25 protein-coding genes are annotated in these 21,530 nt (G+C 70.8%); 14 read left to right on the top strand and 11 right to left on the bottom strand.

The features are described 5' to 3' along the window. The first annotated feature begins 80 nt into the window (after positions 1-80). From OG738_RS43980 to OG738_RS43960, 5 genes are all read left to right on the top strand, one after another. Positions 81-965 carry a DUF2637 domain-containing protein gene (locus tag OG738_RS43980; protein WP_329049987.1) on the top strand — a complete coding sequence of 295 codons (885 nt, stop codon included), beginning with the start codon at positions 81-83 and terminating at the stop codon, positions 963-965. A 298-nt stretch (positions 966-1,263) separates the two neighbouring features. Then, positions 1,264-2,634: a hypothetical protein gene (locus OG738_RS43975; protein WP_329049985.1), complete on the top strand. Its 1,371-nt coding sequence runs from the start codon at positions 1,264-1,266 to the stop codon at positions 2,632-2,634. A 121-nt stretch (positions 2,635-2,755) separates the two neighbouring features. Then, a complete protein-coding gene (locus OG738_RS43970; protein WP_329049983.1) occupies positions 2,756-4,102 on the top strand; it encodes a type IV secretory system conjugative DNA transfer family protein in 1,347 nt (448 codons plus the stop codon). 121 nt (positions 4,103-4,223) lie between these two features. After that, entirely contained in the window at positions 4,224-5,108 is an 885-nt protein-coding gene (locus tag OG738_RS43965; protein ID WP_329049982.1) for a replication-relaxation family protein, read from the top strand. Between the two features lie 207 nt (positions 5,109-5,315). Continuing rightward, positions 5,316-5,669: a helix-turn-helix domain-containing protein gene (locus tag OG738_RS43960; protein ID WP_329049979.1), complete on the top strand. Its 354-nt coding sequence runs from the start codon at positions 5,316-5,318 to the stop codon at positions 5,667-5,669. 96 nt (positions 5,670-5,765) lie between these two features. On the opposite strand, the gene OG738_RS43955 is transcribed toward OG738_RS43960, so the two are convergent. After that, positions 5,766-7,232 carry a recombinase family protein gene (locus OG738_RS43955; protein ID WP_329049978.1) on the bottom strand — a complete coding sequence of 489 codons (1,467 nt, stop codon included), beginning with the start codon at positions 7,230-7,232 and terminating at the stop codon, positions 5,766-5,768. A gap of 136 nt (positions 7,233-7,368) precedes the next feature. Then, the gene (locus tag OG738_RS43950; protein WP_329049976.1) at positions 7,369-9,564 is read right to left on the bottom strand and encodes an MMPL family transporter; all 2,196 of its coding nucleotides are present in this window, start codon (positions 9,562-9,564) and stop codon (positions 7,369-7,371) included. 205 nt (positions 9,565-9,769) lie between these two features. Between OG738_RS43950 and OG738_RS43945 the strand changes: the two genes are divergently transcribed. Beyond that, on the top strand, positions 9,770-10,405 hold the full coding sequence (locus tag OG738_RS43945; RefSeq protein WP_329049974.1) for a TetR/AcrR family transcriptional regulator: 636 nt from the start codon (positions 9,770-9,772) through the stop codon (positions 10,403-10,405). 227 nt (positions 10,406-10,632) lie between these two features. Here OG738_RS43945 and OG738_RS43940 read toward each other — a convergent pair whose 3' ends face one another. Continuing rightward, positions 10,633-11,166: an RNA 2'-phosphotransferase gene (locus tag OG738_RS43940; protein WP_329049973.1), complete on the bottom strand. Its 534-nt coding sequence runs from the start codon at positions 11,164-11,166 to the stop codon at positions 10,633-10,635. 33 nt (positions 11,167-11,199) lie between these two features. Continuing rightward, positions 11,200-11,661: a redox-sensitive transcriptional activator SoxR gene (gene soxR / locus OG738_RS43935; protein WP_329049971.1), complete on the bottom strand. Its 462-nt coding sequence runs from the start codon at positions 11,659-11,661 to the stop codon at positions 11,200-11,202. A gap of 52 nt (positions 11,662-11,713) precedes the next feature. Between soxR and OG738_RS43930 the strand changes: the two genes are divergently transcribed. The 3 genes from OG738_RS43930 to OG738_RS43920 are packed head-to-tail and all read left to right on the top strand — an operon-like array spanning position 11,714 to position 13,724. Next, on the top strand, positions 11,714-12,403 hold the full coding sequence (locus tag OG738_RS43930) for a thiamine pyrophosphate-dependent enzyme (RefSeq protein WP_329049970.1): 690 nt from the start codon (positions 11,714-11,716) through the stop codon (positions 12,401-12,403). Between the two features lie 6 nt (positions 12,404-12,409). Beyond that, the gene (locus tag OG738_RS43925; protein WP_329049969.1) at positions 12,410-13,294 is read left to right on the top strand and encodes a transketolase family protein; all 885 of its coding nucleotides are present in this window, start codon (positions 12,410-12,412) and stop codon (positions 13,292-13,294) included. A gap of 10 nt (positions 13,295-13,304) precedes the next feature. Then, positions 13,305-13,724, top strand: a complete 420-nt coding sequence (locus OG738_RS43920; protein WP_329049968.1) for an NUDIX hydrolase — start codon at positions 13,305-13,307, stop codon at positions 13,722-13,724. Here the strand turns inward: OG738_RS43920 and OG738_RS43915 are convergent. Genes OG738_RS43915 through OG738_RS43905 form a run of 3 tightly spaced genes read right to left on the bottom strand, consistent with a single transcriptional unit; the run spans position 13,713 to position 15,699 of the window. Further along, a complete protein-coding gene (locus OG738_RS43915) occupies positions 13,713-14,288 on the bottom strand; it encodes an NIPSNAP family protein (protein WP_329049967.1) in 576 nt (191 codons plus the stop codon). The genes OG738_RS43920 and OG738_RS43915 overlap by 12 nt on opposite strands. A gap of 13 nt (positions 14,289-14,301) precedes the next feature. Then, a complete protein-coding gene (locus OG738_RS43910; RefSeq protein ID WP_329049966.1) occupies positions 14,302-15,474 on the bottom strand; it encodes an acyl-CoA dehydrogenase family protein in 1,173 nt (390 codons plus the stop codon). Positions 15,475-15,522: 48 nt separating this feature from the next. Continuing rightward, positions 15,523-15,699 (bottom strand): hypothetical protein, encoded by a 177-nt coding sequence (locus tag OG738_RS43905; RefSeq protein ID WP_329049965.1) that lies wholly within the window; start codon positions 15,697-15,699, stop codon positions 15,523-15,525. Between the two features lie 170 nt (positions 15,700-15,869). Here OG738_RS43905 and OG738_RS43900 point away from each other — a divergent pair, with 170 nt between their 5' ends. The 5 genes from OG738_RS43900 to OG738_RS43880 all read left to right on the top strand — a co-directional run bounded on the left by OG738_RS43900 (position 15,870) and on the right by OG738_RS43880 (position 19,095). Beyond that, positions 15,870-16,724: a hypothetical protein gene (locus tag OG738_RS43900; RefSeq protein WP_329049964.1), complete on the top strand. Its 855-nt coding sequence runs from the start codon at positions 15,870-15,872 to the stop codon at positions 16,722-16,724. A 32-nt stretch (positions 16,725-16,756) separates the two neighbouring features. Further along, complete coding sequence (hisH, locus tag OG738_RS43895; RefSeq protein WP_329057063.1) at positions 16,757-17,374, top strand: imidazole glycerol phosphate synthase subunit HisH; 618 nt, start codon at positions 16,757-16,759, stop codon at positions 17,372-17,374. Between the two features lie 35 nt (positions 17,375-17,409). Beyond that, the gene (gene priA / locus OG738_RS43890; RefSeq protein ID WP_329049962.1) at positions 17,410-18,147 is read left to right on the top strand and encodes a bifunctional 1-(5-phosphoribosyl)-5-((5-phosphoribosylamino)methylideneamino)imidazole-4-carboxamide isomerase/phosphoribosylanthranilate isomerase PriA; all 738 of its coding nucleotides are present in this window, start codon (positions 17,410-17,412) and stop codon (positions 18,145-18,147) included. A gap of 80 nt (positions 18,148-18,227) precedes the next feature. Further along, entirely contained in the window at positions 18,228-18,569 is a 342-nt protein-coding gene (locus OG738_RS43885; RefSeq protein WP_329049961.1) for a DUF1330 domain-containing protein, read from the top strand. Between the two features lie 49 nt (positions 18,570-18,618). After that, a complete protein-coding gene (locus tag OG738_RS43880; protein WP_329049960.1) occupies positions 18,619-19,095 on the top strand; it encodes a GNAT family N-acetyltransferase in 477 nt (158 codons plus the stop codon). Here OG738_RS43880 and OG738_RS43875 read toward each other — a convergent pair. From OG738_RS43875 to OG738_RS43860, 4 genes are read right to left on the bottom strand one after another with little or no spacing between them, the layout of a single operon-like run. Beyond that, the gene (locus OG738_RS43875; RefSeq protein WP_329049958.1) at positions 19,079-19,465 is read right to left on the bottom strand and encodes a PPOX class F420-dependent oxidoreductase; all 387 of its coding nucleotides are present in this window, start codon (positions 19,463-19,465) and stop codon (positions 19,079-19,081) included. The two genes, OG738_RS43880 and OG738_RS43875, sit on opposite strands and share 17 nt — an antisense overlap. A 13-nt stretch (positions 19,466-19,478) precedes the next feature. Then, positions 19,479-20,213, bottom strand: coding sequence for an ABC transporter permease (locus OG738_RS43870; RefSeq protein WP_329049957.1), 735 nt, complete (start codon positions 20,211-20,213; stop codon positions 19,479-19,481). Further along, complete coding sequence (locus tag OG738_RS43865; protein WP_329049955.1) at positions 20,210-20,923, bottom strand: ABC transporter ATP-binding protein; 714 nt, start codon at positions 20,921-20,923, stop codon at positions 20,210-20,212. Before OG738_RS43865 ends, OG738_RS43870 begins: the two co-directional genes overlap by 4 nt. 4 nt (positions 20,924-20,927) lie before the next feature. Further along, positions 20,928-21,518 (bottom strand): putative glycolipid-binding domain-containing protein, encoded by a 591-nt coding sequence (locus tag OG738_RS43860; RefSeq protein WP_329049953.1) that lies wholly within the window; start codon positions 21,516-21,518, stop codon positions 20,928-20,930. Positions 21,519-21,530 lie beyond the last annotated feature (12 nt).

The raw sequence follows: 21,530 nt of genomic DNA, 5'->3' as shown, positions 1-21,530 counted from the left end.
GACTCATGGCTGACTCAGATGGCCCGGACCGTCTCACTGGACCGGGGTGGCGGCGTTGGCTGCAACGCGGAGCGGCCGGGTTGGTCGCGGCGGTGGCGGCGTACGCGTCCTACGACCATCAGCGGGCGTTCGCGCTCGAGCATGGCGCGCACGGGATCGCGGCGGCGGTGTGGCCGCTGAGCGTGGACGGGCTGTTGATCCTGGCCAGTGTGGCGCTGCTGGACCCGGCGCTCTCGCTCGCGCGAGAGTGGGTGCGGCTGGTGGTACGGGCGGCGTTCACGGCGGGGATCTGCGTGTCGCTGGCCGCGAACGTCGCTGCTGCTGGCGGGTGGAACTGGGCCGGCGTCCTCGTCGCCGGGTGGCCGCCGGTCGCGCTGCTGCTGTCGGCGGAGATCCTTATCCACTCCACGAGCCGGGACGACGCCACCGAGACGTCCGCGTCCCGCACCGCGAGTCCGGGACAGTCCCGGCCGTTCCCGGTCACGAGTATCGGCGGCGGGATCGTCTCGCCGGAACCCGGGACCGAACCGGCTGTACCCCACACCAGCCGCGAGGGTTTACCCGCGACTGAGGCACGACTCTCGGGGCCTGGGGTTCGGCGGGGTGCGGCGCAGCGGGTGATGTGGGAGCACTACCGGGCCGCTCTCGCGGCCGGACGAACTCCGACCGGGGCGGAACTGGATCGGATAGCGGGCACTCACGATTATGGGCGTGCGGTGCTGGCACGCTGGCGCCGAATCGGCCGCATCCCCACCACCGAACCCGACGAGACTGTCTCTCGTGTGGACACCGAAGCCACGATGGTCCCGGCGGCCCGTGCGGGGACGCCCGGGAGCGTCCCGAACCTCTCCGGCGACCCGGTACGGCCGTTCGAGACACGTGCGGGTGCCGCCGATCGTCCCGGGCCTGCTGTCCCGAACTCGCGCACAGGGCCCGCCGGGGAATCTGGCAGGGCTGCCGCATGACGCCCGGGACGCGACGTGACCAGATCGGTCGTCCCGGCGACGGAACGACGGGACCGTCTCGGACGTCGCGGGAGAGCCGAGACAACCGGGAGCGCGGGACGCCGGATGCACCCGGTCCTATGTGAATAGCGATCGCTTCGTGCTGACCGTGCTACGAGAACACATTCGGTCAGGACCTTGATTCATGCTGCCCAAAAGCCAGTCAGGGAAGGGGATCCGTCATGCCCACAGTCGCGCCGGTCTCGTCGTCCGGTTGCGCCATCGCTCAAACCTGCACACTCGATTGAGGAGATTTCCCATGCTGTACAACGACTTTAACACACTGGTGGTGTCGACCGCGACACCACCAGCGCCGACACCGCCATCGGGTTCCACGTGCGGAACCGCGCACGGGGTTATCGGAACGTTCCTCTGTGATTCGTCCACTGCGAACGGATGGCTTTCGGCGCTGTCGTTCATGGTGTGGCGGTGGATGCAAGCCTGGTGGCCGCTGCTGGTGATCGCTGCTGTGGTGGCGTTGACCGCAGGCGCGGTGCTGGCGGTTGCGGTGCGGCGGGCTCGGCGAGATGCGGTGACCTCGGCGCGGTGGGTGGAGATCGTGCCGCCCGCGTCGATGCCCCGCGATGGTGCGGCGGCCCTGTGGCACGCGTTGGCGGGGTTGTTGCATCGGACCCGGCGGGGCGGGATCGCGCCGCGTCAGCTCGCGGTGGAGTTCGTCGCCGACGCCGAGAAGGTGCGGGCTGGGATGTGGGTGCCGCCTGCTCTGGAGGTCGAACCAGTCTCCGACGCCATCGCCCACGTGTGGCCTGGTGCGCGGGTCCAGGTGACCGAACCTCCCGTGTGGACAGTCGGTCCCAACCGTCCGCGCAGCCGGGTGAAGGCGGGGGAGATCTTCCCGGCGGGTGGGCCGTGGGTGCCGCTGACCGACGCCGGACCGCGCACGCGGCCGGTGGATGCCGGGGACGCGGATCCGTTGCGCGTCACGCTGGCCAGGCTGGCGCGGCTCGGTCCGGGTGAACGGGCGTGCGTGCAATTGATCATCACTCCGGAGCGAGCCACCACGGCAAGGCGCGGTCGGGCGTCGGCGTGGTGGGCGCGTGGACTGCTGCTGATGCTCACGTGGCCGCTGAAGGCATTGCTGGCTGTCGTGGATCTGTTCCTGCCCGGTCCCTCCGGGGCAAGCGGACCGCAGGTCCGCCCGCACGGTGACCGGCCTGAGGAAGACCCGGCGACCGAAGCACGGCGGAAAGCGGTCGCGGTCAAGCAGGGCCACGGGCCACACCTGCGGGTCACGCTGCGCGTCGCCTACAGCGGACCCGGCGGGCGCAAGGCTCACCGCCGCGCGGTGGGTGTGCTGGCGGGCGGGTTCGATCTGGTCGCACCCCTGGCCAGTCTGCGCACGCACGCCACTCGGCACGCCGGCGCCCGGCTCGACGGGCGACGCCCCGCCCGCGCCCGGCACAACTTCGCCGCCACCGTCGCGGAGCTGGCCGCGCTGTGGCACCTGCCGGACGAACCCACGCAATACGGCATGACCGACACCGTGACCCGCATCCGCCCGCCGGGCCGGGACTTGCCGAGCCGCTGGGTCCGCCACAACCCCAACCCCGGGTCTCCGGACTGGGGCGACGACGAGGAGAAGGACAACCGTGATGACCTCGCAGCCTGACCACAACCCGCTCCTGCGCCCTCGACGGGAGCGCGCGCGAGCTGATCAGCGGCCGGGGCCGCGTCGTCTGCGACTCACCCCCGGCGAGCATCCCGCCCGGGTGGAGCCCAAGTGGCTGGGCGTGTCCAACTGGGACAACACCGGCAGGGAAATCGGCGTGGACGTCGCCGACGCCCGTCATCACGTCCACGTGCAAGGCGTGACCGGCTCGGGCAAATCCACCTGGCTGGCCAACCACGTCCTGGGCGAAGCCGAAGCGGGACGCGGCGTAGCCCTGCTGGACTGCCAAGGCGACCTCGCCCGCCACGTGCTCGACCGGCTCCCGGCCCGCTGCGGGGACCGGCTGATCATCCTGGACCCGGCCGAATCCGAGGCGCCCCCGGCCTGGAACGTGCTCGCTCCCGCGCCGGGGGCGCGGACGGCGGCGGCCGGGCGGGAATGGGCGGCTGAGAACGTCGTCGGTGTCTTCCGGCGGCTGTATGCCGCCTGGTGGGGGCCACGCATGGACGACGTGATGCGCGCGGCCTGCCTGACCCTGGCCCGGCGGCCGGGCTCCACCCTGGCCGACGTGATCCCGATCCTCACGCGACCGGAGTTCCGCCGCATCCTGCTCGCCGAACACGGCGAACCCGACGGGCTGGACGGATTCTGGGACGGCTTCGACCAACTCGGCGTGGGGCAGCGCGCCCAGTTGTGCGGGCCGATCCTCTCTCGGCTGCGCGGGGTGCTCTCGCGACGGTTCGCCCGAGACCTGCTCGGCGCCGCGCGATCCACGATCAACCTCACCGACGTGCTGGACGGCGGAATCATCGTCGCCCGGCTGGCGAAAGGAGAAATCGGCGAGAACACCGCCCAACTCGTCGGATCGCTACTGCTGTCCGGGTTGTGGTCGCACGCCATTCAGCGCTCGGCATTGCCGCCGGACGCGCGGCGGGACGCAACGATTGTCGTCGATGAATGCCACAATTTCCTACACCTGCCGATCGGCGTGGACGACACCTTGGCCGAAGCACGCGGCTACCGCATTTCGCTGGTGCTGGCGCACCAGCATTTGGCACAGCTGCCCGCGGAGGTGCGGGACGCGGTGAATGCGAACGCCCGCAACAAAATCCTGTTCACCGTGTCACCGGACGACGCTTCCAAACTTGTCCGGCATGTGGCACCCTATTTCACTGAGCAAGATCTGTGTCGCCGGGGCGCGTTCGAGGTCGTCGCGCGGATCGTCCACCACGGACACGACGCGCCACCCTTCACTCTCGCCACCGAACCGCTGCCCCCGGCGATACCGGGCCGGGCCGAGAAGTTGCGGGCCGCTGCACGGGCACGCACCGGGTTGAGCGTCGCGCGCCGCGCCAACACCACCAAGCGGCGGCGCCTGGCCGCCGCGCCCGGCTCCGACAAGGTACGCCCCGCTCCGGCTCTCGACCATCGCTTGGTCGAGTCGTCGGATGTGGACAAGGCCGGGTGATTCACGGCCCCGTTCACTACCCCACTCATTACCCCGTTCACTACCCCACTTAAGAGCGGGGTAGTGAACGGGACACCCCAAGCCCTGCTAAACCGCAGGTCGCACCGCGCATGGAGGACCGATGTCGCAACCCCGACTGGCTTATATAGCCACCCATTCCGGTGGTCATGCCCTGCGGGGCAGCGTCGCTGACGCGATCGCCGCCGGCCGGACACTGACCACCCGGGACCGGGAACTGATCGCGCTGCTGGCCGACCACAAGGCGCTCACCACCGACCAGATCGCCCGCCTCTTCTACGGCCACGACAACACCGCCCGCAAACGACTGGTCCGACTCACCGACCGCGGGATACTCGCCCGCTTCCGGACCTGCGTGCGGCCCGGCTCGCAGTCCTGGCGCTACACCCTCGGCACGCTCGGCGCGATGATCCACGCCGCCGCGCACGGCGATACCCTGCCGACCGCCGCGAAAACACGTGAAAAAGTGCTCAAGCTCGCCCAGAACCCCCGACTGAATCACCTTCTCGGCGTCAACGAATTCTTTGTCACGCTCACAGAACATGCCCGCAAGAATAATAGATGCAACTTGGCAGAATGGTGGAACGAGCAATCCATTACCGAAGCGTGTGCCCGGATCGTACGCCCCGACGGATACGGGAAATGGGTCGACGGCGACCGAGCAACTGGCTTATTTATCGAATACGACACGGGAACAGAAAAACTGGAAACCGTTCTGAGTAAACTCGATGGATATCGAGAATTGGCTTCGGCGGACGTTGCTCACCCGATTCTGTTCGTACTGCCGGGCGTGAAACGGCAGAACAACTTCCACCGGCTGGCCTCTGCCAACCCGGCCACGCTCGGCGGGCTCACCGTCGCCAGCGCCGCCGCCGAAGACCTCGCCACGACCGGCCCCGCAGACGCGGTGTGGCTACTGGCCGGCACCCGCACCCGATACCGCCTGATCGACCTTCCTCGACCCACCGCGCACCGCCGCGCCGCCTGAACCGCCCAGCCACCGATCGAAAGGAGCCGCCAGACGCCCCATGCCCGCGCCCTTGCCCGCCGAAGCCAGACGAGAGGAGCCGCCGCGATGTCACCCCGGCCACAACCGCGCCCACACCGTTCGCACCCTGCGCCGCGTGCCCGCCGCCACCTCACTGCCCTGCCCGATCCCACCGCCCCCCAGCAGCCGCCGCAGACGACTGACGGAGTGTTCTCGCCCGGACGGCTACGCGCTTACCGGGACCTGTACGGCTACACCCGGGTAGCCCTGGCCGCCCGGGTCGGGATATCCGCCGACACCCTCACCGCGTACGAACAAGGAGCCGACACACCCGACACCGCCACCCTGACCACTCTGGCCGCCGCCCTCAACGTCGACGCCCACGCGTTCACCGGGCCGTCCGGCGCGGACGACTCCTGGGAGTACTGGGGGCTGCTCTGCGCCGCCATGCCACCCATGACCGAGGACCAGATCGCCACCGTCGCGACCGTGCTCCGCCGGATCGACAAACACCACCACCCCGCCGACGACCCGGCCGCCGAACCGCCCCGCGCCGCATAGCCGGGGCTGACCACAAGTGTGAGGGGCGTTCTCCGGCTCTGCGCCGGGGAACACCCCTCACGGTCTGTCTGCGGTTGTCGAGGCTCCCGGGACGGGTCACCCGGCCTGCACCTCGATGTCCGGCCGCCCGTCGTCGGCTTCGATGTGCTTGACGCGGTCCTTGTCGAACATGCGCTTGCCGTTCTGTTCGTACCGCTTGATCACCAGCCGGTCCCGGCCGAGCGCGCTGATCAGCATCGCGCGCTTCTCCGCGTAGCCGCCCGCTGTCCACTGCGCGTCCAGCGTTTCCACACTCTGCGCCTCGGTCGGCCCTTCCGGGTTCCCGCCGGACAACGATTTGCGTTCCGCCGTGAGCTTGGCCAAGTCGGCGGCGAGGGGTTCGTTCGCGGCGTCGAAGGCGTCCAAGGTGATCTGACGCGACCCCAACCGCTCCGACAACGCGCGCTGCAAGGACTCACACCGCGCGATCTCCTCGTTCACCTCCGCGAGCCGTTCGGCCACCTGCGAGCGGGCCGCCGAGATAGCCGCCGCGTGCCGCGAGTCGGACAACCGCTTGAGCGTGAAGATCCGCAACTCCCGGTCCACGCTGCGCACGTCGGCATACACCCGCCCGCACCCACGCCGATCCTTGTTACAGAAGTACGTCGCCCGCGTCGTCCCATCCGGATAGGTCTGCGGGGCCTGCGCGTGCGCGGACAGCTTGGTGTTGCACACCCCGCAGCGCAGAATCCCGGTCCCGATGTAGCGCTCACCGGCCACCCGGCCGCGCTTGCGCCCGGCGAACAACGCCCGCAACCGCTCATACGTCCGCTGATCCAAGACCGGCTCACCCGCCAACCGGCCGACCGGCTTACCTTCGTGCTCGATCACCCCGCCCAATGTCGAACGCTTCAACGTCTCCCGCACGGTCACCTGCACCCACTCCCGCCCGGCTGCCGTGCGCAACCCGGCCTCGTTCCACCGCCGGGCAATCTCCCTGATCGACACCCCGGTCAGGATGTCCGCGGCGGCGTCCCGGATCGCCTGCCGCTCGTGCGCGACCAGGTCAGCCGGGACCAACGGCTGATCAGCCTTGGTCTGGCCGTGACCCGGCTTCCACGTCTGGTCCTTGCCGGGGAACCCGAACGTACGCGGCCCGCCAGTCGGACGGCCCTGCTCCCGGAACGTGGCGAAGCGGCGTTTGATCCGCCTCGACGTGTCATCCGACGAGCGCGCCGCGTGCGCGACCTCGATCCGCATGATGAACCGGTCGTCCGGGTCCGCCAAGTCCCGCTCACCGTGTGCGGAGTAGACCTTGAACCCACGTTCGCCCAGTTCGATCAGCTTTTCCAGGTCACGCGGCTGCCGGAACAGGCGGTCGGTGTGCCAGACCACGATCCCGTCCGACTCGCCCGACTCCACCCGCTCCAACAGCCGTTGCCACCCCGGACGCCGGACCGAGCGCTTCCACGCGGACAGGCCGTCCGACAGCTCTTCACCCAGACACGCGCCGACCCGGTCGATCACCTTGCGGTTGTCGGCCCACTGCGTGTCGATCTTCTCCAGCTCGCCCGTCTCCGGCACCCGTGACAGTCGCCCATACGAGTCCAACACCGGCGGCCGAGTATCCTGACCTGCGTCTTTGCGCTCGTTGTTGACCATGACATCTACGGTACGACCGCAAATGTCGACTCGCCAAGGCGACATTCACGGACCTTGGCTAGCGGCTCGCGCCCACCAGCTCGCGCTCGTCGTCATCGGGAGCGGCGTCGAGGTGCTTCGTGAGCTTCTCGCCCTCGACGTCGACGTCCGGCAGGATGCGGTCGAGCCACTTCGGCAGCCACCAGGCGCCGCGGCCGAGCAGGGACATCACCGCCGGCACCAGCGTCATCCGGACCACGAACGCGTCCACCAGCACGCCGAACGCCAGCGCGAAGCCGATCGACTGGATCAGCGTCGACTCCGCCAGGACGAACCCGGCGAACACGCTGATCATGATCAGCGCCGCCGCGACGACCACCCGCGCGCCGTGGCGGAAGCCGGTGACCATCGCCTCCTGCGGCTCCGCGCCGTGGACGTGCTCCTCGCGCATCCGCGTCACCAGGAACACCTGGTAGTCCATCGCGAGTCCGAAGAGGACACCGATGAGCAGGATCGGCAGCATGCTCATGATCGGCCCGGTCGATTCGACGCCGAGCAGGTCGGTCAGCCAGCCCCACTGGAACACCGCGACCACCGCGCCGAAGGTCGCCGCGACCGAGCCGAGGAAGCCGATCGTCGCCTTCAGCGGCACCACGACCGAGCGGAACACCAGCATCAGCAGCACGAACGCCAGCCCGACGATCAGCGCGAGGTAGGGCAGCATCGCGTCGGACAGCTTCCCGGAGACGTCGATGTTCGCCGCCGTCTGCCCGGTGACGGCCAGCTTCGCGCCGGTCGCGTTCTCCAGGCCACCGGACTCGGCGCGGATCGCGGCGACCAGGTCCTCGGTCTGGGTGCTGCTCGGCCCGCTCTTCGGGATCACCGTGAGCAACCCCGTGTCACCGTTCTGGTTGACCCGCGCCGGGGTGACGGCGGCGACGTCGGGCAGCTTCTGGATGTCGGCCGCGGCCTGGCCCAGCGCGGCCTGGCGGTTGGTGCTCGCGCCGACGTCGACGACGACCAGCAGCGGCCCGTTGGACCCCTCGCCGAAGCTGCGGCTCGCGATGTCGTACGCCTTCTTCTGCGTCGACTCCGGTGCCGCGGTGCTGTCGTTGGGCAGGCCGAGCTGCATGCCCAGCGCGGGCAGCGCGACGACGGCCATCCCGGCCAGCGCGACGAGCAGCACCGGGATCCGGTGGCGGGCGACGAACCGCGCCCAGCGCTCGCCGTGCGTCGTTTCGACCGGCTTGCGGCGCAGCCGGATCCGGCCGCCGGCCACCCGGTGCCCGGCGAAGCCGAGGACCGCGGGCAGCAGCGTCAGCGCGATGAGCACGGCGACCGCGACGGTCACGGCCGCGGCGACGCCCATCTGGCCGAGGAACGGGATGCCGACGACGGTCAGCCCGGCCAGCGCGATGATGACGGTCAGCCCGGCGAACACGACGGCCGAGCCGGCGGTGCCTACCGCGCGTCCGGCGGCCTCCTCGGGATCGCGGCCGAGGCTCAGCTCGTGCCGGTAGCGCGACACGATGAACAGCGCGTAGTCGATGCCGACGGCCAGCCCGATCATCAGCGCCAGGATCGGCGTGTTCGAGTTCAGCTCCAGGAACCCGGAGGCGAGGAAGATGCCCGCCATCCCGGTGCCGACGCCGATCAGCGCCGTGAGCAGCGGGATCCCGGCGGCGACCAGCGAGCCGAACGTGATGATCAGCACGACGGCGGCGACCGCGACACCCAGGCCCTCGGTGGCGCCGGTCTCGGGGACGCCCTGCACCGCGTCGCCGCCGAACTCGACGGTGAACCCGGCGGCGCGGGCCGCGTCCGCGGGGGCCTGCAGCGCCTGGCGGTCCGCTTCGGTCAGCTCGTACGCCTTCGCTCCGTAGCTGACCTGGGCGAGTGCGACGCGCTTGTCGGGCGAGATCGACTGCGCCTGGAACGGATCGACGACGGCGGAGACCTTCGGGGCCGTCTTCAGCTGCGTGACCAGCGCCTCGACGGCGGCCTTGCCCTTGGCGTCGGTCACCGAGGTGCCCTCCGGGGCCTCGATGACGACGCGGGCCGTGGCGCCACCGGCGTTGGCCTGCGGGAACTTCGCGGTCAGCTGGTCGACCGCCCGCTGCGACTCGGTGCCGGGGATGGTCACCGAGTTCGACAGCTGGCCGGACAGTGTCAGGGCGCCCAGCCCGAGCGCCACGAGGACGGCCGCCCAGACGGCGGCGACCAGCGCCCGCCGTCGGAAGGACAGCCGGCCGAGCCGGTACAGGAAGGTCGCCACGAGTCAGCTCCGTTTCGCCCGAACGGGGTCGGTTCACTCCATCTGATTACTGACCAAGCTAGCCGATCGGCAAGGAGACCTCCAAGCCGATAGGCAAGTATGTGACTTGCCGAACAGCAAGGTTTGCCCCAGCCGATCGGCTAGCGGACGGTTTGCCGATCGACAGGGCGTGACGTACGCTCCGACGGCTCGCTGAGGAGGAAGAATGACCGCCGGCCCGGCCGAGGACACCCGGACCCGACTGCTGCAGACCGCGCTGCGGCTGTTCACCGAACACGGCGTCGAGGGCACGTCGCTGCAGATGATCGCCGACGCGCTGGGGATCACCAAGGCCGCGGTCTACTACCACTTCAAGACGAAGGCCGAGATCACCGAGGCGGTGGCCGAGCCCGGCGTGCGCGACCTGGACGAGCTGGTGCTGCGCGCGGCCGCGCAGAAGCGCCGCGGCGCGCAGGTGGACCTGCTGCTGGAGGGGTTCGTCGACCTGGTGATCCGGCACCGCGCGCTGGTGGCGCTGTTCTCGAGCGACCCGGGCATCGCCCGCGCGATCGAGAAGTCGGCGCACGGCGGCATGGAGGGCTTCGGCCAGGCGCTGCTCGGCATCCTGTCCGGCCCGGACCCGACCCCGACGGCCCGGGTCAACGCGATGGTGACCCTGACGGGCATCGCGATGGCCGGCGGCTCCCCGGACCTGGCCCGCCTGGGCGACGAAGAACTGCGCACGGAACTGCTGGACGTGGGCCGCCGCCTGCTGGGCCGCCCCCGCCGCCGGCTCCCCACCCCCCCTGCCGACCGCCTGATCACACGAGATGCCCCGCCAATCACGCGCGATGCCCCGTGAATCACGCGCGATGCCGCTCCAATCACACGAGATGCCGCTCCAATCACGGGAGTCCCGTGCTCAATCACGCGAGTCACGCGCTCAATCACGGGAGTCCCGCGCTCAATCACGCGAGATCCGTCTCTGATCACGCGAGACCTGTTTCTGATCACGCGAGTTCCGTCTTTGATCACGCGAGCCGGCTGTCTGGGTATGCGAGCCGACCGTCTGGGTACGCGAATTTTGCCTCAATCGACGCGGTAGAGGTATTCCGGCGGCACCGAAGCCGTCAGCCAGACGCCGTTCGCGCTCACCTGGAACGCGTGCCCCGCGGCCGTCATCCCCGCGGCGTCGACGCGCAGGATCACCGGCTTGCCGCGGCGAGCGCCGACCGTCCGGGCCGTGTCAATCGTCGCGGAGAGGTGGACCGCGTGGCGGTTCATCGGGCGCAGGCCCTCGCGCAGGATCGCGTCGAGGAACTTCGCGACCGTGCCGTGGTAGAGAACGTCCGGCGGGGCCGCGTCCGCGAGGCCGAGATCGACCGCGACGCTGTGCCCCTGGCTCGCGCGGATGCGGGTGCCGGTCTCGTCGAAGGCGAAGCGACGCTTGGCGTTCGTCTCGACGACTTCGTCGAGCTGCTCGCGGGTGATCGACAGCGCGCGCAGCAGCGCGTCGATCGGGACCCAGCCGCCGGGCGCGAGGGTGAGACCGAGGGCGGCGGGGTCGTGGCGCAGGTGCAGCGACAGCCGCTTGGAGATGCGGGTGTTTTCCTTCTCGTTCATTTCCTCTTCAGGATCCCGCCCTGGGCAACCGATTTAGATGCCGCCCTCGACGGCCGGACGCAGTTTGCTCGCTCCCGGCCCGAAGCGCGCCAGCGCGTCGTCGTTGTTGTAGAGCGCGCAGCTGCGCAGTGAGAGGCACCCGCAGCCGACGCAGCCGGTGAGCCGGTCGCGAAGCCGTTGCAGGGCGTCGATCCGCGCGTCGAGCTCGTGCTGCCAGTCGCGGGACAGCCGGGCCCAGTCGGCCTTCGTCGGGGCGTGGTCGGCGGGCAGGGACGCCAGCGCCGTGCTGATGTCCTCCAGGGAGAGCCCGACCCGCTGCGCGGCGCGGATGAACGCGATCCGCCGCAGCACCGAACGCGGGTAGCGGCGCTGGTTGCCCGCCGAACGCTCCGAGCTGATCAGCCCCTTCTCCTCGTAGAACCGCAGTGCCGTGTGCGGCACCCCGCTGCGATCCGCCACCTGTCCGATGCTGAGATGTTCAGCGAGCCTCGTCACCAGCTCAGGCTATCCTTGACTTCGAGTTTAGTCGAGGTTGCATCGTCGGCGCATGACCACTGCGACCGAACCGGGTTACGCCGAGCTGCCGCGACTGATCTCGCTGATGACCGGCGACGACAAGCACCACGCCGCCGCGGAGTCCACTGTGGACGTCCTGTGGGTGCTCTACGACCGCGTGCTCGACGTCACGCCGTCGAACTTCCGCTCGCCGGACCGTGATCGTTTCCTGCTGTCCAAGGGACACGGTCCGATGGCGTACTACGCCGTGCTCACCGTGAAGGGCTTCCTCGACGAAGCCGAGCTGCCGACGTGGTCCAACGCGCTGTCGCGCCTCGGCCACCACCCCGACCGGCGGCGGGTCCCCGGCGTCGAGATCTCGAGCGGCTCCCTCGGCCACGGCCTGCCGATCGCGCTCGGCACGGCGCTGGGCCTGCGCGCCCGCGGCCGGACGTCGAGGGTCGTGACGCTGATCGGCGACGCGGAGCTGGACGAAGGCTCGAACCACGAGGCGATCGTCGTCGCGGCGCGGTCCGGGTTGGACAACCTGACGACGGTGGTGCTCGACAACCGGTCGTCGACACGCGGCTGGCCGGGCGGCATCGCGCGCCGGTTCGACGTCGAGGGCTGGGAGACGCGCACGGTGTCCGGCCGCGACCACGACGCGCTGTACGAGGCCTTGACCGCCGCCCATCCCGGCCGGCCGCTGGCCGTGGTCGCCGTCGTCGAACCGAAGGGCTGAACTTCCATGCGGGAAACGTTCTTGAAGACGACCGAGGAGATCCTGGACGCCGACCCGGACGTGGCGGTCGTGCTGGCCGACATCTCGGCGGCGCAGCTGGCCGGCGCCGCCCGGCGGCACCCGGACCGGGTGATCAACGTGGGGATCCGCGAGCAGCTGCTGGTCAGCACGGGCGCGGGCCTGGCGCTGGCCGGCCTGCGCCCGATCGTGCACACGTTCCCGTCGTTCCTGGTGGAGCGCGCGTTCGAGCAGATCAAGCTGGACTTCTCGCACCAGGACGTGGGCGGGGTACTGGTGTCGTACGGAGCGTCGTACGACATGCCGACTGCGGGGCGCACCCACCAGTCGCCGGGCGACGTCGCGCTGATCGATTCGCTGCCGGGGTGGACGGTCCACGTACCGGGCCACGCGGCCGAAGCCCGCCGCCTGCTGCTGGAGTCCATCCCCGGTGACGGCCGGGTGTACCTGCGGCTTTCGGCTCAGGCGAACGCATCGCCGCACTTGGGGGTGGGCTTCACGCGGCTGCGGTCCGGCTCGTCGGGCGTGGTGGTGGCGGCGGGCCCGGTCCTGGACCGGGTGCTGCGCGCGACGGCCGGGCTGGACCTGACGGTGCTGTACGCGTCGACGATCCGCCCGTTCGACGCGGCCGGCCTGCGGTCGGCGGTGCTCGCGGCCGCCCCCGAGGTCGTGCTCGTGGAGCCCTACCTCGCCGGGACGTCGGCGCACTGGGTCGCCGAGGCGCTTTCGGACGTGCCGCACCGGCTGAAGTCCCTGGGCGTGCGGCGGGACGCGGAAGTCCGCACCTACGGCACGAGCGCCGACCACGACCTGGCACACGGGCTGGACGCGGGCTCGGTGAAGCTGGCGATCCGGGACTTCCTCGGGCAGTAGCCTCACCCCCATGGGGTCCAGCATCCGGCCGATCGTGCTCGGCATCATCCGCCGCGGCACCGCTTTGCTCGTCTTCGAGGGGCGCGACGGCGACGACGTCTTCTACCGGCCGCTCGGCGGCGGCATCGAGTTCGGGGAACACGCCGAGGAAGCGCTCAAGCGCGAGTTCCGCGAGGAACTCGACGCCGAGATCGAGGTCGGCGAGCGGCTCGGCGTGCTCGAGAACGTCTTCACCTGGCGTGGCCAGGCCGGCCACGAAATCGCCTTCCTCCACCGCGCCGAGTTCGTCGATCCCGGCTTCTACGCCAACGACGAGATGAAGATCCTCGACGACCCCGCCACCGCCCGGTGGGTCGACGTCCACGACTTCCGGGACGGCGGCAAGATCCTCTATCCCCGCGGGCTCACCGGGCTGCTGTTACCGGAGTAGTGAGCGCGAAGTCGGCTCCAAGGACTCGGCGCCCGGAGAAGCCTCCCGGCTGAAGGACACCGAGAACGGGCCGTCGGTGCGCACCGGCAGCTGCGGGAAGTTGTTCGGCGAAGGATCCGTCTCGAACACCGCGAACGCCGAGGGCGACGCCACCGAAGAGACCGTCAGGAAGATTCCGGAGCCCGGTGGCGGAGAAGGCAGACCGCCCACGACCGGACGCAGCACCAGCACGTTGTCCGAGTCCGCCATCGTCGCGTTCGCCGCGTCCCGGAAGCGGCGCCAGGCCGGCCCGGAGTAGAACGCCGAAAGCGCCGCCTTCCGTGCGGAGAAGGACCGGAAACCCCGCAGCCACACGAACTCGTCCGGTGACGCCGACGTCCGGAACAGCCCGAAGAGGTGCGCCCCGGCCGCTTCCTGAGGCTCGACGAACTCGCGCTCGAACAGCGTGATCAGCTCGTCACGCCGTCCCGGGTGCAGGGTGTAGCGCCGCAGCTCCAGCACCGTCTCGAAAGAAGAGAAGTCCAAAGAAGAGAAGTCCACGACGGCGAAGCTACCGGCGACCACCGACAAAACCGGATCAGCGGAACGCCGCCAGCCCCGTCACCGCCTGGCCCAGCGACAGCGCGTGCATCTCCTCCGTGCCTTCGTACGTCAGCACCGTCTCGAGGTTCGCCATGTGCCGCATCACCGGGTACTCCAGCGAAATCCCGTTCGCGCCCAGCATCGAGCGCGCCGACCGGGCCGCGTCCAAAGCCGACCGCACGTTCGCCATCTTCCCGAAGCTCACGTGGTTGTGGTGCAGCGTCCCGGCGTCCTTCAGCCGCCCGATCTGCAGCGCCACCAGCCCCGCGCGGTTGACCTCGACGAGCAGGTCGGCCAGCTTGCGCTGGGTCAGCTGGAACCCGGCCAGCGGCTTGCCGAACTGCGACCGCGACAGCGTGTACTCCAGCGCCGCCTCGTAACAGGCCCGAGCCGCGCCGACGACGCCGAACAAGATTCCGTAGCGGGCTTCGTTCAGGCACGACAACGGCCCGCGCAAGCCCCGGACCTCGGGGAACGCCGCCGAATCAGGCAGCCGGACGCCGTCCAGGACCAGCTCCGCCGTCAGGGACGCCCGCAGGGACAGCTTGTGCTTGACCTCGTTGGCCGTGAAGCCCGGCGTCGACGTCGGCACGACGAAGCCCCGGATCCCGTCGTCGGTCTGGGCCCAGACGACCGCGACGTCGGCGACCGTTCCGTTGGTGATCCACATCTTCGTCCCCGACAGGACCCAGTCGGACCCGTCCCGCACCGCGCGCGTCCGCATGGAGCCCGGGTCGCTGCCCGCGTCCGGCTCGGTCAGGCCGAAGCAGCCCAGCGCGTCGCCCGTGGCCATCCGCGGCAGCCACTCCTGCCGCTGCTCTTCGCTGCCCCACCGGTGGATCGCGTACATCGCCAGCGAACCCTGCACCGACACGAAGCTCCGCAGCCCCGAGTCGACGGCTTCGAGTTCCCGGCACGCGATGCCGTACGCGACCGCGCTGGTGCCGGCGCAGCCGTAGCCCTCCAGGTGCATCCCCAGCAGCCCCAGCGAACCGAAGCCCTTGGCCAGCTCGGCGGCCGGCAGCGCGCCCGTTTCGTACCAGTCCGCTACCCGGTCCAGCAGGTGGTCCTTCGCGTACGCGCGGACGGCGTCGCGGATGGCGCGCTCCTCCTCGGCGAGCCCGGCGTCGAGGTCGAGGAAGTCGTGCGGATCAGGGGAACGACTCATGAGGACTCCCGGGGGACGCGTCGATGCGGCCCCCGCAGGAAACCACAGTCAGGCGTCTGTCTTCCGCGTGGCGTTCGTCACGCGGACAGCAGACGCGCTGGGCGTGCACCGCGGCCGGACCTGCTGGCGGGGGATCAGCAGCTCGTTGAACTGCGGAAACGGGACGCTCTCGATGTCTTCGCGCCAGGCGTGCAGCATCTGGGACAGCAGATCGTCCTCGGCCATCTTCGCCTCCCTGGCGTCCGGTCGCGCGGAGATCGGCCACACGATCGGGTGACTTGATACCCAGCCGCCGGGACGGTCAAACGTCCTTCACCAAGATTCTTCCGGCCGGTGACCCCGCCATGGCAGAATCGCGTCGCCGCCGCCAAGGCCTCTACTCCCGAGGAGCGCACATGCGCGCGGCCAGTCTGCTCGCTCTCACCACCGCCACCCTGCTCACCGCCACCGGCGTCGCCACGGCGCACGAGTCCTCCTGGCGGCAAACCGGCCACACGACCGCCGAGAACCGGGTGAGCGGCGAGGGCCTCACCACGCTGCGCCTGCCGGGCCACGCGCCCGAGATCGTCTACCGCAACGGCGCCACCATCCCGCAGCCGCTCAAGGACGAGGGCTGGGGCCACGTCGGCGACCCGGACTCGCTGCGCGGCTACGTCTTCGACGTCTACCAGGACACCGTCACCCCGACGCCGACCAAGAAGATGTACCTGGTCACGAAGCCGGACGGGACGACGACGGAGTTCGTCCACCCGCTGCAGGCCGACGAGCCCGCCGCGAACGCCAACGCCCAGGTCGCGGCCACCCCCGACGGCCAGTGGCTGGTCTCCGGCCCGCTCGGCGAGATCGACCGCCTCTACGTCTCCCCGACGCCGTTCCTCAACCCGCGCGGCCCGAAGACCGCCGGCGACCTCCCCGTCGCCGCCCGCATCCACCTCGACCACCACATCCGCAGCGCCCAGGGCTGCGACTTCGTCAGCCCGACGCGCCTGATCTGCGCGACGAGCGACCCGTACAACGACCTGTACCCGACCAACCTGCAGCTCCTGCAGATCGACCTGCCGCGGCCCGTGACCGGCCACGACGTCACGGCCAAGGTGCGCGAGATCAGCCAGGTCCCGCTGGTCAGCACCTGCACGGGCACGTTCACGCCGGAGGGCGTCGACTACGACGCGGGCGTGCTGCGCGTCGAGGTCGTGCCGCCGGCGCCGTGCAACACCGTGACGGACGTCTATTCGTTCGAGCGCCGCTGAGCCCTCCGGCTACGCTGGGTGGCGTGTCTCGTGTGGTGATCCTCGACTACGGTTCCGGCAACCTCCGCTCCGCCGAACGCGCGGTGGCGCGCGCCGGGGCCGAAGTCGAGGTCACCGCCGACCCGCACGCCGCGATCGAGGCCGACGGCCTGGTCGTGCCCGGTGTCGGCGCGTACTCCGCCTGCATGGCGGGCCTGCTGGACGTCAAGGGCCACCGGATCATCGGCAAGCGCCTCGCCGGCGGCCGTCCCGTGCTCGGCATCTGCGTCGGCATGCAGATCCTCTTCTCCCGCGGCGTCGAGCACGGCGAGGAGACCGAGGGCACGGGGGAGTGGCCGGGCGTCGTCGACCGGCTGACCGCCGACGTCCTGCCGCACATGGGCTGGAACACCGTGCGCGCGCCGGCGGACTCGCAGCTGTTCGCCGGGCTCGACCCGGACGAGCGGTTCTACTTCGTCCACTCGTACGCCGCCCGCAAGTGGGAGCTCGACGGCCTGGCCGGCCAGGAACCGAAGGTCACCTGGGCGAACCACGGCGAGGACTTCGTCGCCGCGGTCGAGAACGGGCCGCTCTGGGCCACCCAGTTCCACCCGGAGAAGTCCGGTGACGCGGGCGCGCGGCTCCTGAAGAACTGGCTCGCGACCCTCTGACCGGGTGACGCGCGTCTCCGCCCTAGAGTTACGGCGTGACTTTCACGCTGCTTCCCGCCGTTGATGTGGCCGATGGCCAGGCCGTGCGACTCGTCCAGGGCGAGGCCGGCACCGAGACCTCCTATGGCAGCCCGCTGGAGGCGGCGTTCGCCTGGCAGCGTGACGGCGCCGAGTGGATCCACCTGGTCGACCTCGACGCCGCCTTCGGCAAGGGCAGCAACCGCGCGCTGCTCGCCGAGGTCGTCGGCAAGCTCGACGTGCAGGTCGAGCTGTCCGGCGGCATCCGCGACGACGCGTCGCTGACGGCCGCGCTGGCCACCGGCGCCCGCCGCGTCAACCTCGGCACCGCCGCGCTCGAGGACCCGGAGTGGACCGCGCGCGTGATCGGCGAGTACGGCGACCGCGTCGCGATCGGCCTCGACGTGCGGATCACCGACGCCGGCCACCGGCTCTCGGCGCGCGGCTGGACGTCCGACGGCGGCGACCTCTGGGAGGTCCTGGAGCGCCTGGACCGCGACGGCGCGTCCCGCTACGTCGTGACGGACGTGAGCAAGGACGGCACCCTGCGCGGCCCGAACCTCGACCTGCTGCGCGACGTCGTCGCCCGCACCGACGCGCCGGTGATCGCCTCCGGCGGAGTGTCCAGTGTGGACGACCTCGTCGCGCTGGCCGGCCTGGCCGCCGACGGCGTCGAGGGCTCGATCGTCGGCAAGGCGCTCTACGCCGGGGCGTTCACGCTGCCCGAGGCGCTCGCCGCGGTCTCGAAGGTCTGAGCCGGGCCGTTACCTCCGGCGTAATCGACGCCGCGCGCCCGGCGCGGCAGGATTCCTTCCAGGACAACGGAAGGACCGCCATGACCGCCTACGGACTCGCCCACCTGCGCCCGCCCGCCGTGCTCTCCGAGGACGTCTTCCGGTACCTGGAACGCATCCAGGCGACGCTCGACCCCTACGGCGGCAGGTTCCTCGTGCACGGCTCGCCGGTGCACGTGATGGAGGGGGAGTGGCCGGGCGCGCTCGTGGTCATCGAGTTCCCGAGCCTCGCCGCGGCGCACGAGTGGTACGACTCGCCCGCCTACCGCGAGATCCTGCGGCTGCGCGCCGACCACATCCCCGGTGACCTGGTCATCGTGGACGGCTGCGGCCCGGACCACGACTCGGCGGCCATGGCCGCCGCGATGCGAGCGGCCGGTTGACGCCGTTAAGGGGCTGACAGCGGCCGCCGGGCGCCGTAGGTTGCCGCGGGTGGAGGAGATCGTCACTCGGCTCGAAATGACCGCCGCCGAGCAGCTCAACCCCGCGCCGGCCGTCGACGGCGTCACGCTCGAGGCCACGGCGGCCGGGCCGGTCGTCCGCGACCTGCACGTCCGGATCGGGACGCCGCACCGGTGGCCGAGCGCGTCCCGCTCCGACGAAGATTGGGAACGCTGGTTCGCCGAACCCGGGCGGCGGTACCGGCTCGTCGAGTACCGCGGCGAGGTCGCGGGCGCCGCCGACTTCGCGCCGCAGCCCGGCGGCGACGTCGAGATCACGACGTTCGGCCTGCTGCCGGAGTTCGTCGGCAAGGGGCTCGGCGGCTACGCGCTCACCCTCGTCGTCGCCGACGCGTGGACGCTGCCGGGCACCCGGCGCGTCTGGCTGCACATCTCGACGCTCGACCACCCGAACGCGCTGCCGAACTACCTGCGTCGCGGGTTCCGCGGCCTCAGCCGTCCAGCTTGACCGCGATCCCGACCGTCCGGTCGGCCGGGCCGCGCAGCTTCGAGAAGAACATCGTGACGCGCCCGACGATGCCGTACTTGCGGGCGATCGCCGTGCGGACGCGTTCGGTCTCCGCCAGGTCCAGCAGCCGGGCCTGGCCGGTGACGACGGCGCCGTGCGTCTGCTTCCCGCGCAGGTCGCACGCCTGGACCTCGACGCGGCCACTGGCGCGGATGCGCTTGACCTTCCCGGCCTTGCGCTCCGACCAGAACACGAGCTCGCCGGCGTCGCCCGCCACCCAGATCGGGGTCGGCACGGCCCGGCCGTCGCGCCGGAACGTGGTCAGGACGACATAGCGCTCGGCGGCGAGCCGGTCCGTTTCGGATGCCATGGCACCACGGTAGTCACGGCGTCCGGCGCCGCAGCGTCGCCGCGCCGAGCATCAGCGCGAGCAGCGCGCAGCACGCGACGACCACGAGGTTCCGCAGGATCACCGCGTCGATGGTGCTGGACGCGGTGACGCGGGTCAGCGCCTCGACCGCGTACGACAGCGGCATGACGTCCGAGAGCCACCGCAGCAGCCAGCCCATGTCCGCGCGCGGCACGAACAGGCCGCACAGCAGGATCTGCGGCAGCACGAACACCGGCATGAACTGGATCGCCTGGAACTCGGTGCGCGCGAACGCGCTGACGAACAGCCCCAGCGCCATGCCCAGCAACGCGTCGAGGACGGCGATCACCAGCAGCATCACCACCGACCCGGCGAGGTCGAGGCCGAGCCACCACAGCGAGACGCCCGCCGCGAGCGCGACCTGGACGACGGCGATCGCGCCGAACGCCAGCGCGTACCCGAAGAGCAGGTCGAGCCGGCCGATGGGCAGCGTCATCAGGCGTTCGAGGGTGGCCGTGGTCCGCTCCCGCAGCGTCGTGATCGACGCGATGAGGAACATGATCAGGAACGGGAACACGCCCAGCAGCGCGGGCGCGACGTGACTGAAGACCAGCGTCGAGTTGAAGACGTAGCGAAGCAGGACCATCAGCAGCGTCGGCACCACGATCAGCATCACGACGGTGCGCGGGTCGTGCCGCAGTTGGGTGAGGATGCGCCGCGTGGTGGCGAGCGTCAGCGTCGGGTTCACGAGGCGGCCCTCACCAGGTGGAGGAAGGCCTGTTCGAGGTCGGCGGCGCCGGTGCGCTCGCGCAGGGCGAGGGGCGCGTCGTCGGCCAGGAGGGTGCCTTCGCGCATGAGCAGGAGGCGGTCGCAGCGCGCGGCTTCGTCCATGACGTGGCTGGACACCAGCAGCGTGGCGCCGTTGTCGGCGAGCCGGCGGAAGAGGGCCCAAAGCTCGTCCCGCAGCACCGGATCGAGCCCGACGGTCGGTTCGTCGAGCACCAGCAGCTCCGGCTTGCCGAGCAGGGCGACGGCGAGGTTCGCGCGGTTGTGCTGCCCGCCCGACAGCGATCCGACGAGCTTCCCGGCGTGGTCGGCCAAGCCGACTTCGGCGATGACCCGGTCCACATCGGACGCGGGCGCGCGCAGCACTGCGGCGAAGTACCGCAGGGCTTCCCGGACGGTGAGGTCGGCGTAGATCGCCGGGTTCTGCGTGGCGTACCCGATCCGGCGCCGCAGCGGCGGGCTCCCGGCCGGCAGGCCCAGTACGGTCACGCTGCCGCCTTCGACGATCTGCACGCCGACGACCGCCCGCATCAGCGTGGTCTTGCCGCAGCCGCTCGGGCCGAGCACCCCGGTGACGGCACCGCGCGGCACCGAGAAGCTCACGTCCCGCACCACGATCCGGCCCCCGCGCCGGACCCGGAGGCCGGCGACCTCGAGCGCAGAATTAGTCATGCGATTAATTCTGCGCCCGAGGAGTTCCCGGCGTCAAGGGATGGCGGACGGCGATGCCGGGGTAGCGGGTGACCAGCCCGAAGTCGTCGTACTCGAGGGCGCAGGCGAAGCCGAACACCGGCGCCGTGTATCCGTAGCGGCCCGGAGACCGGTGCTCGTAGGTCTGCTCCAGCCGGTCGACGCCCAGGTCGGCCGCGCGGACGTACGCGGCCGGAGCGTCGGCGCGGCCGCCGGGCGGCAGCGCGAGCCGGTGCACCGGGAAGGTGTTCGTCATGGCGGACGACTCGAGGTCGAGGTCGAGGCAGCCGTCCAGCTCCGGGGCGGGGTGGCCGTCGAGCCGCCAGTGCCCGCGCCCGTCCGCCTCGACGGCGAGCTCGCGTGGTCCGGACGGCCCGGTGCCGGTGATCCGCGCCGAGCGCAGTGTCCACTGTGGATCGACGGTGAGCGAGTACCGCACGGCCCAGGCCACGTCGTCCTCGACCGCCGTGGTGGTCCCTTCGACGAGCCAGCCGCCGTCCCGGGGGCGGAACCAGGCGACTTCGAAACCGGTGCGGGCGTCTTCGTGCCGCCACGCGGCGGTTTCCGGAAAGGTCATGCCCCACGGTAG

Source organism: Amycolatopsis sp. NBC_01488, from assembly GCF_036227105.1.
Taxonomy (GTDB): Bacteria; Actinomycetota; Actinomycetes; order Mycobacteriales; family Pseudonocardiaceae; genus Amycolatopsis.
This window is presented reverse-complemented; position numbering and strand designations above follow the sequence as displayed.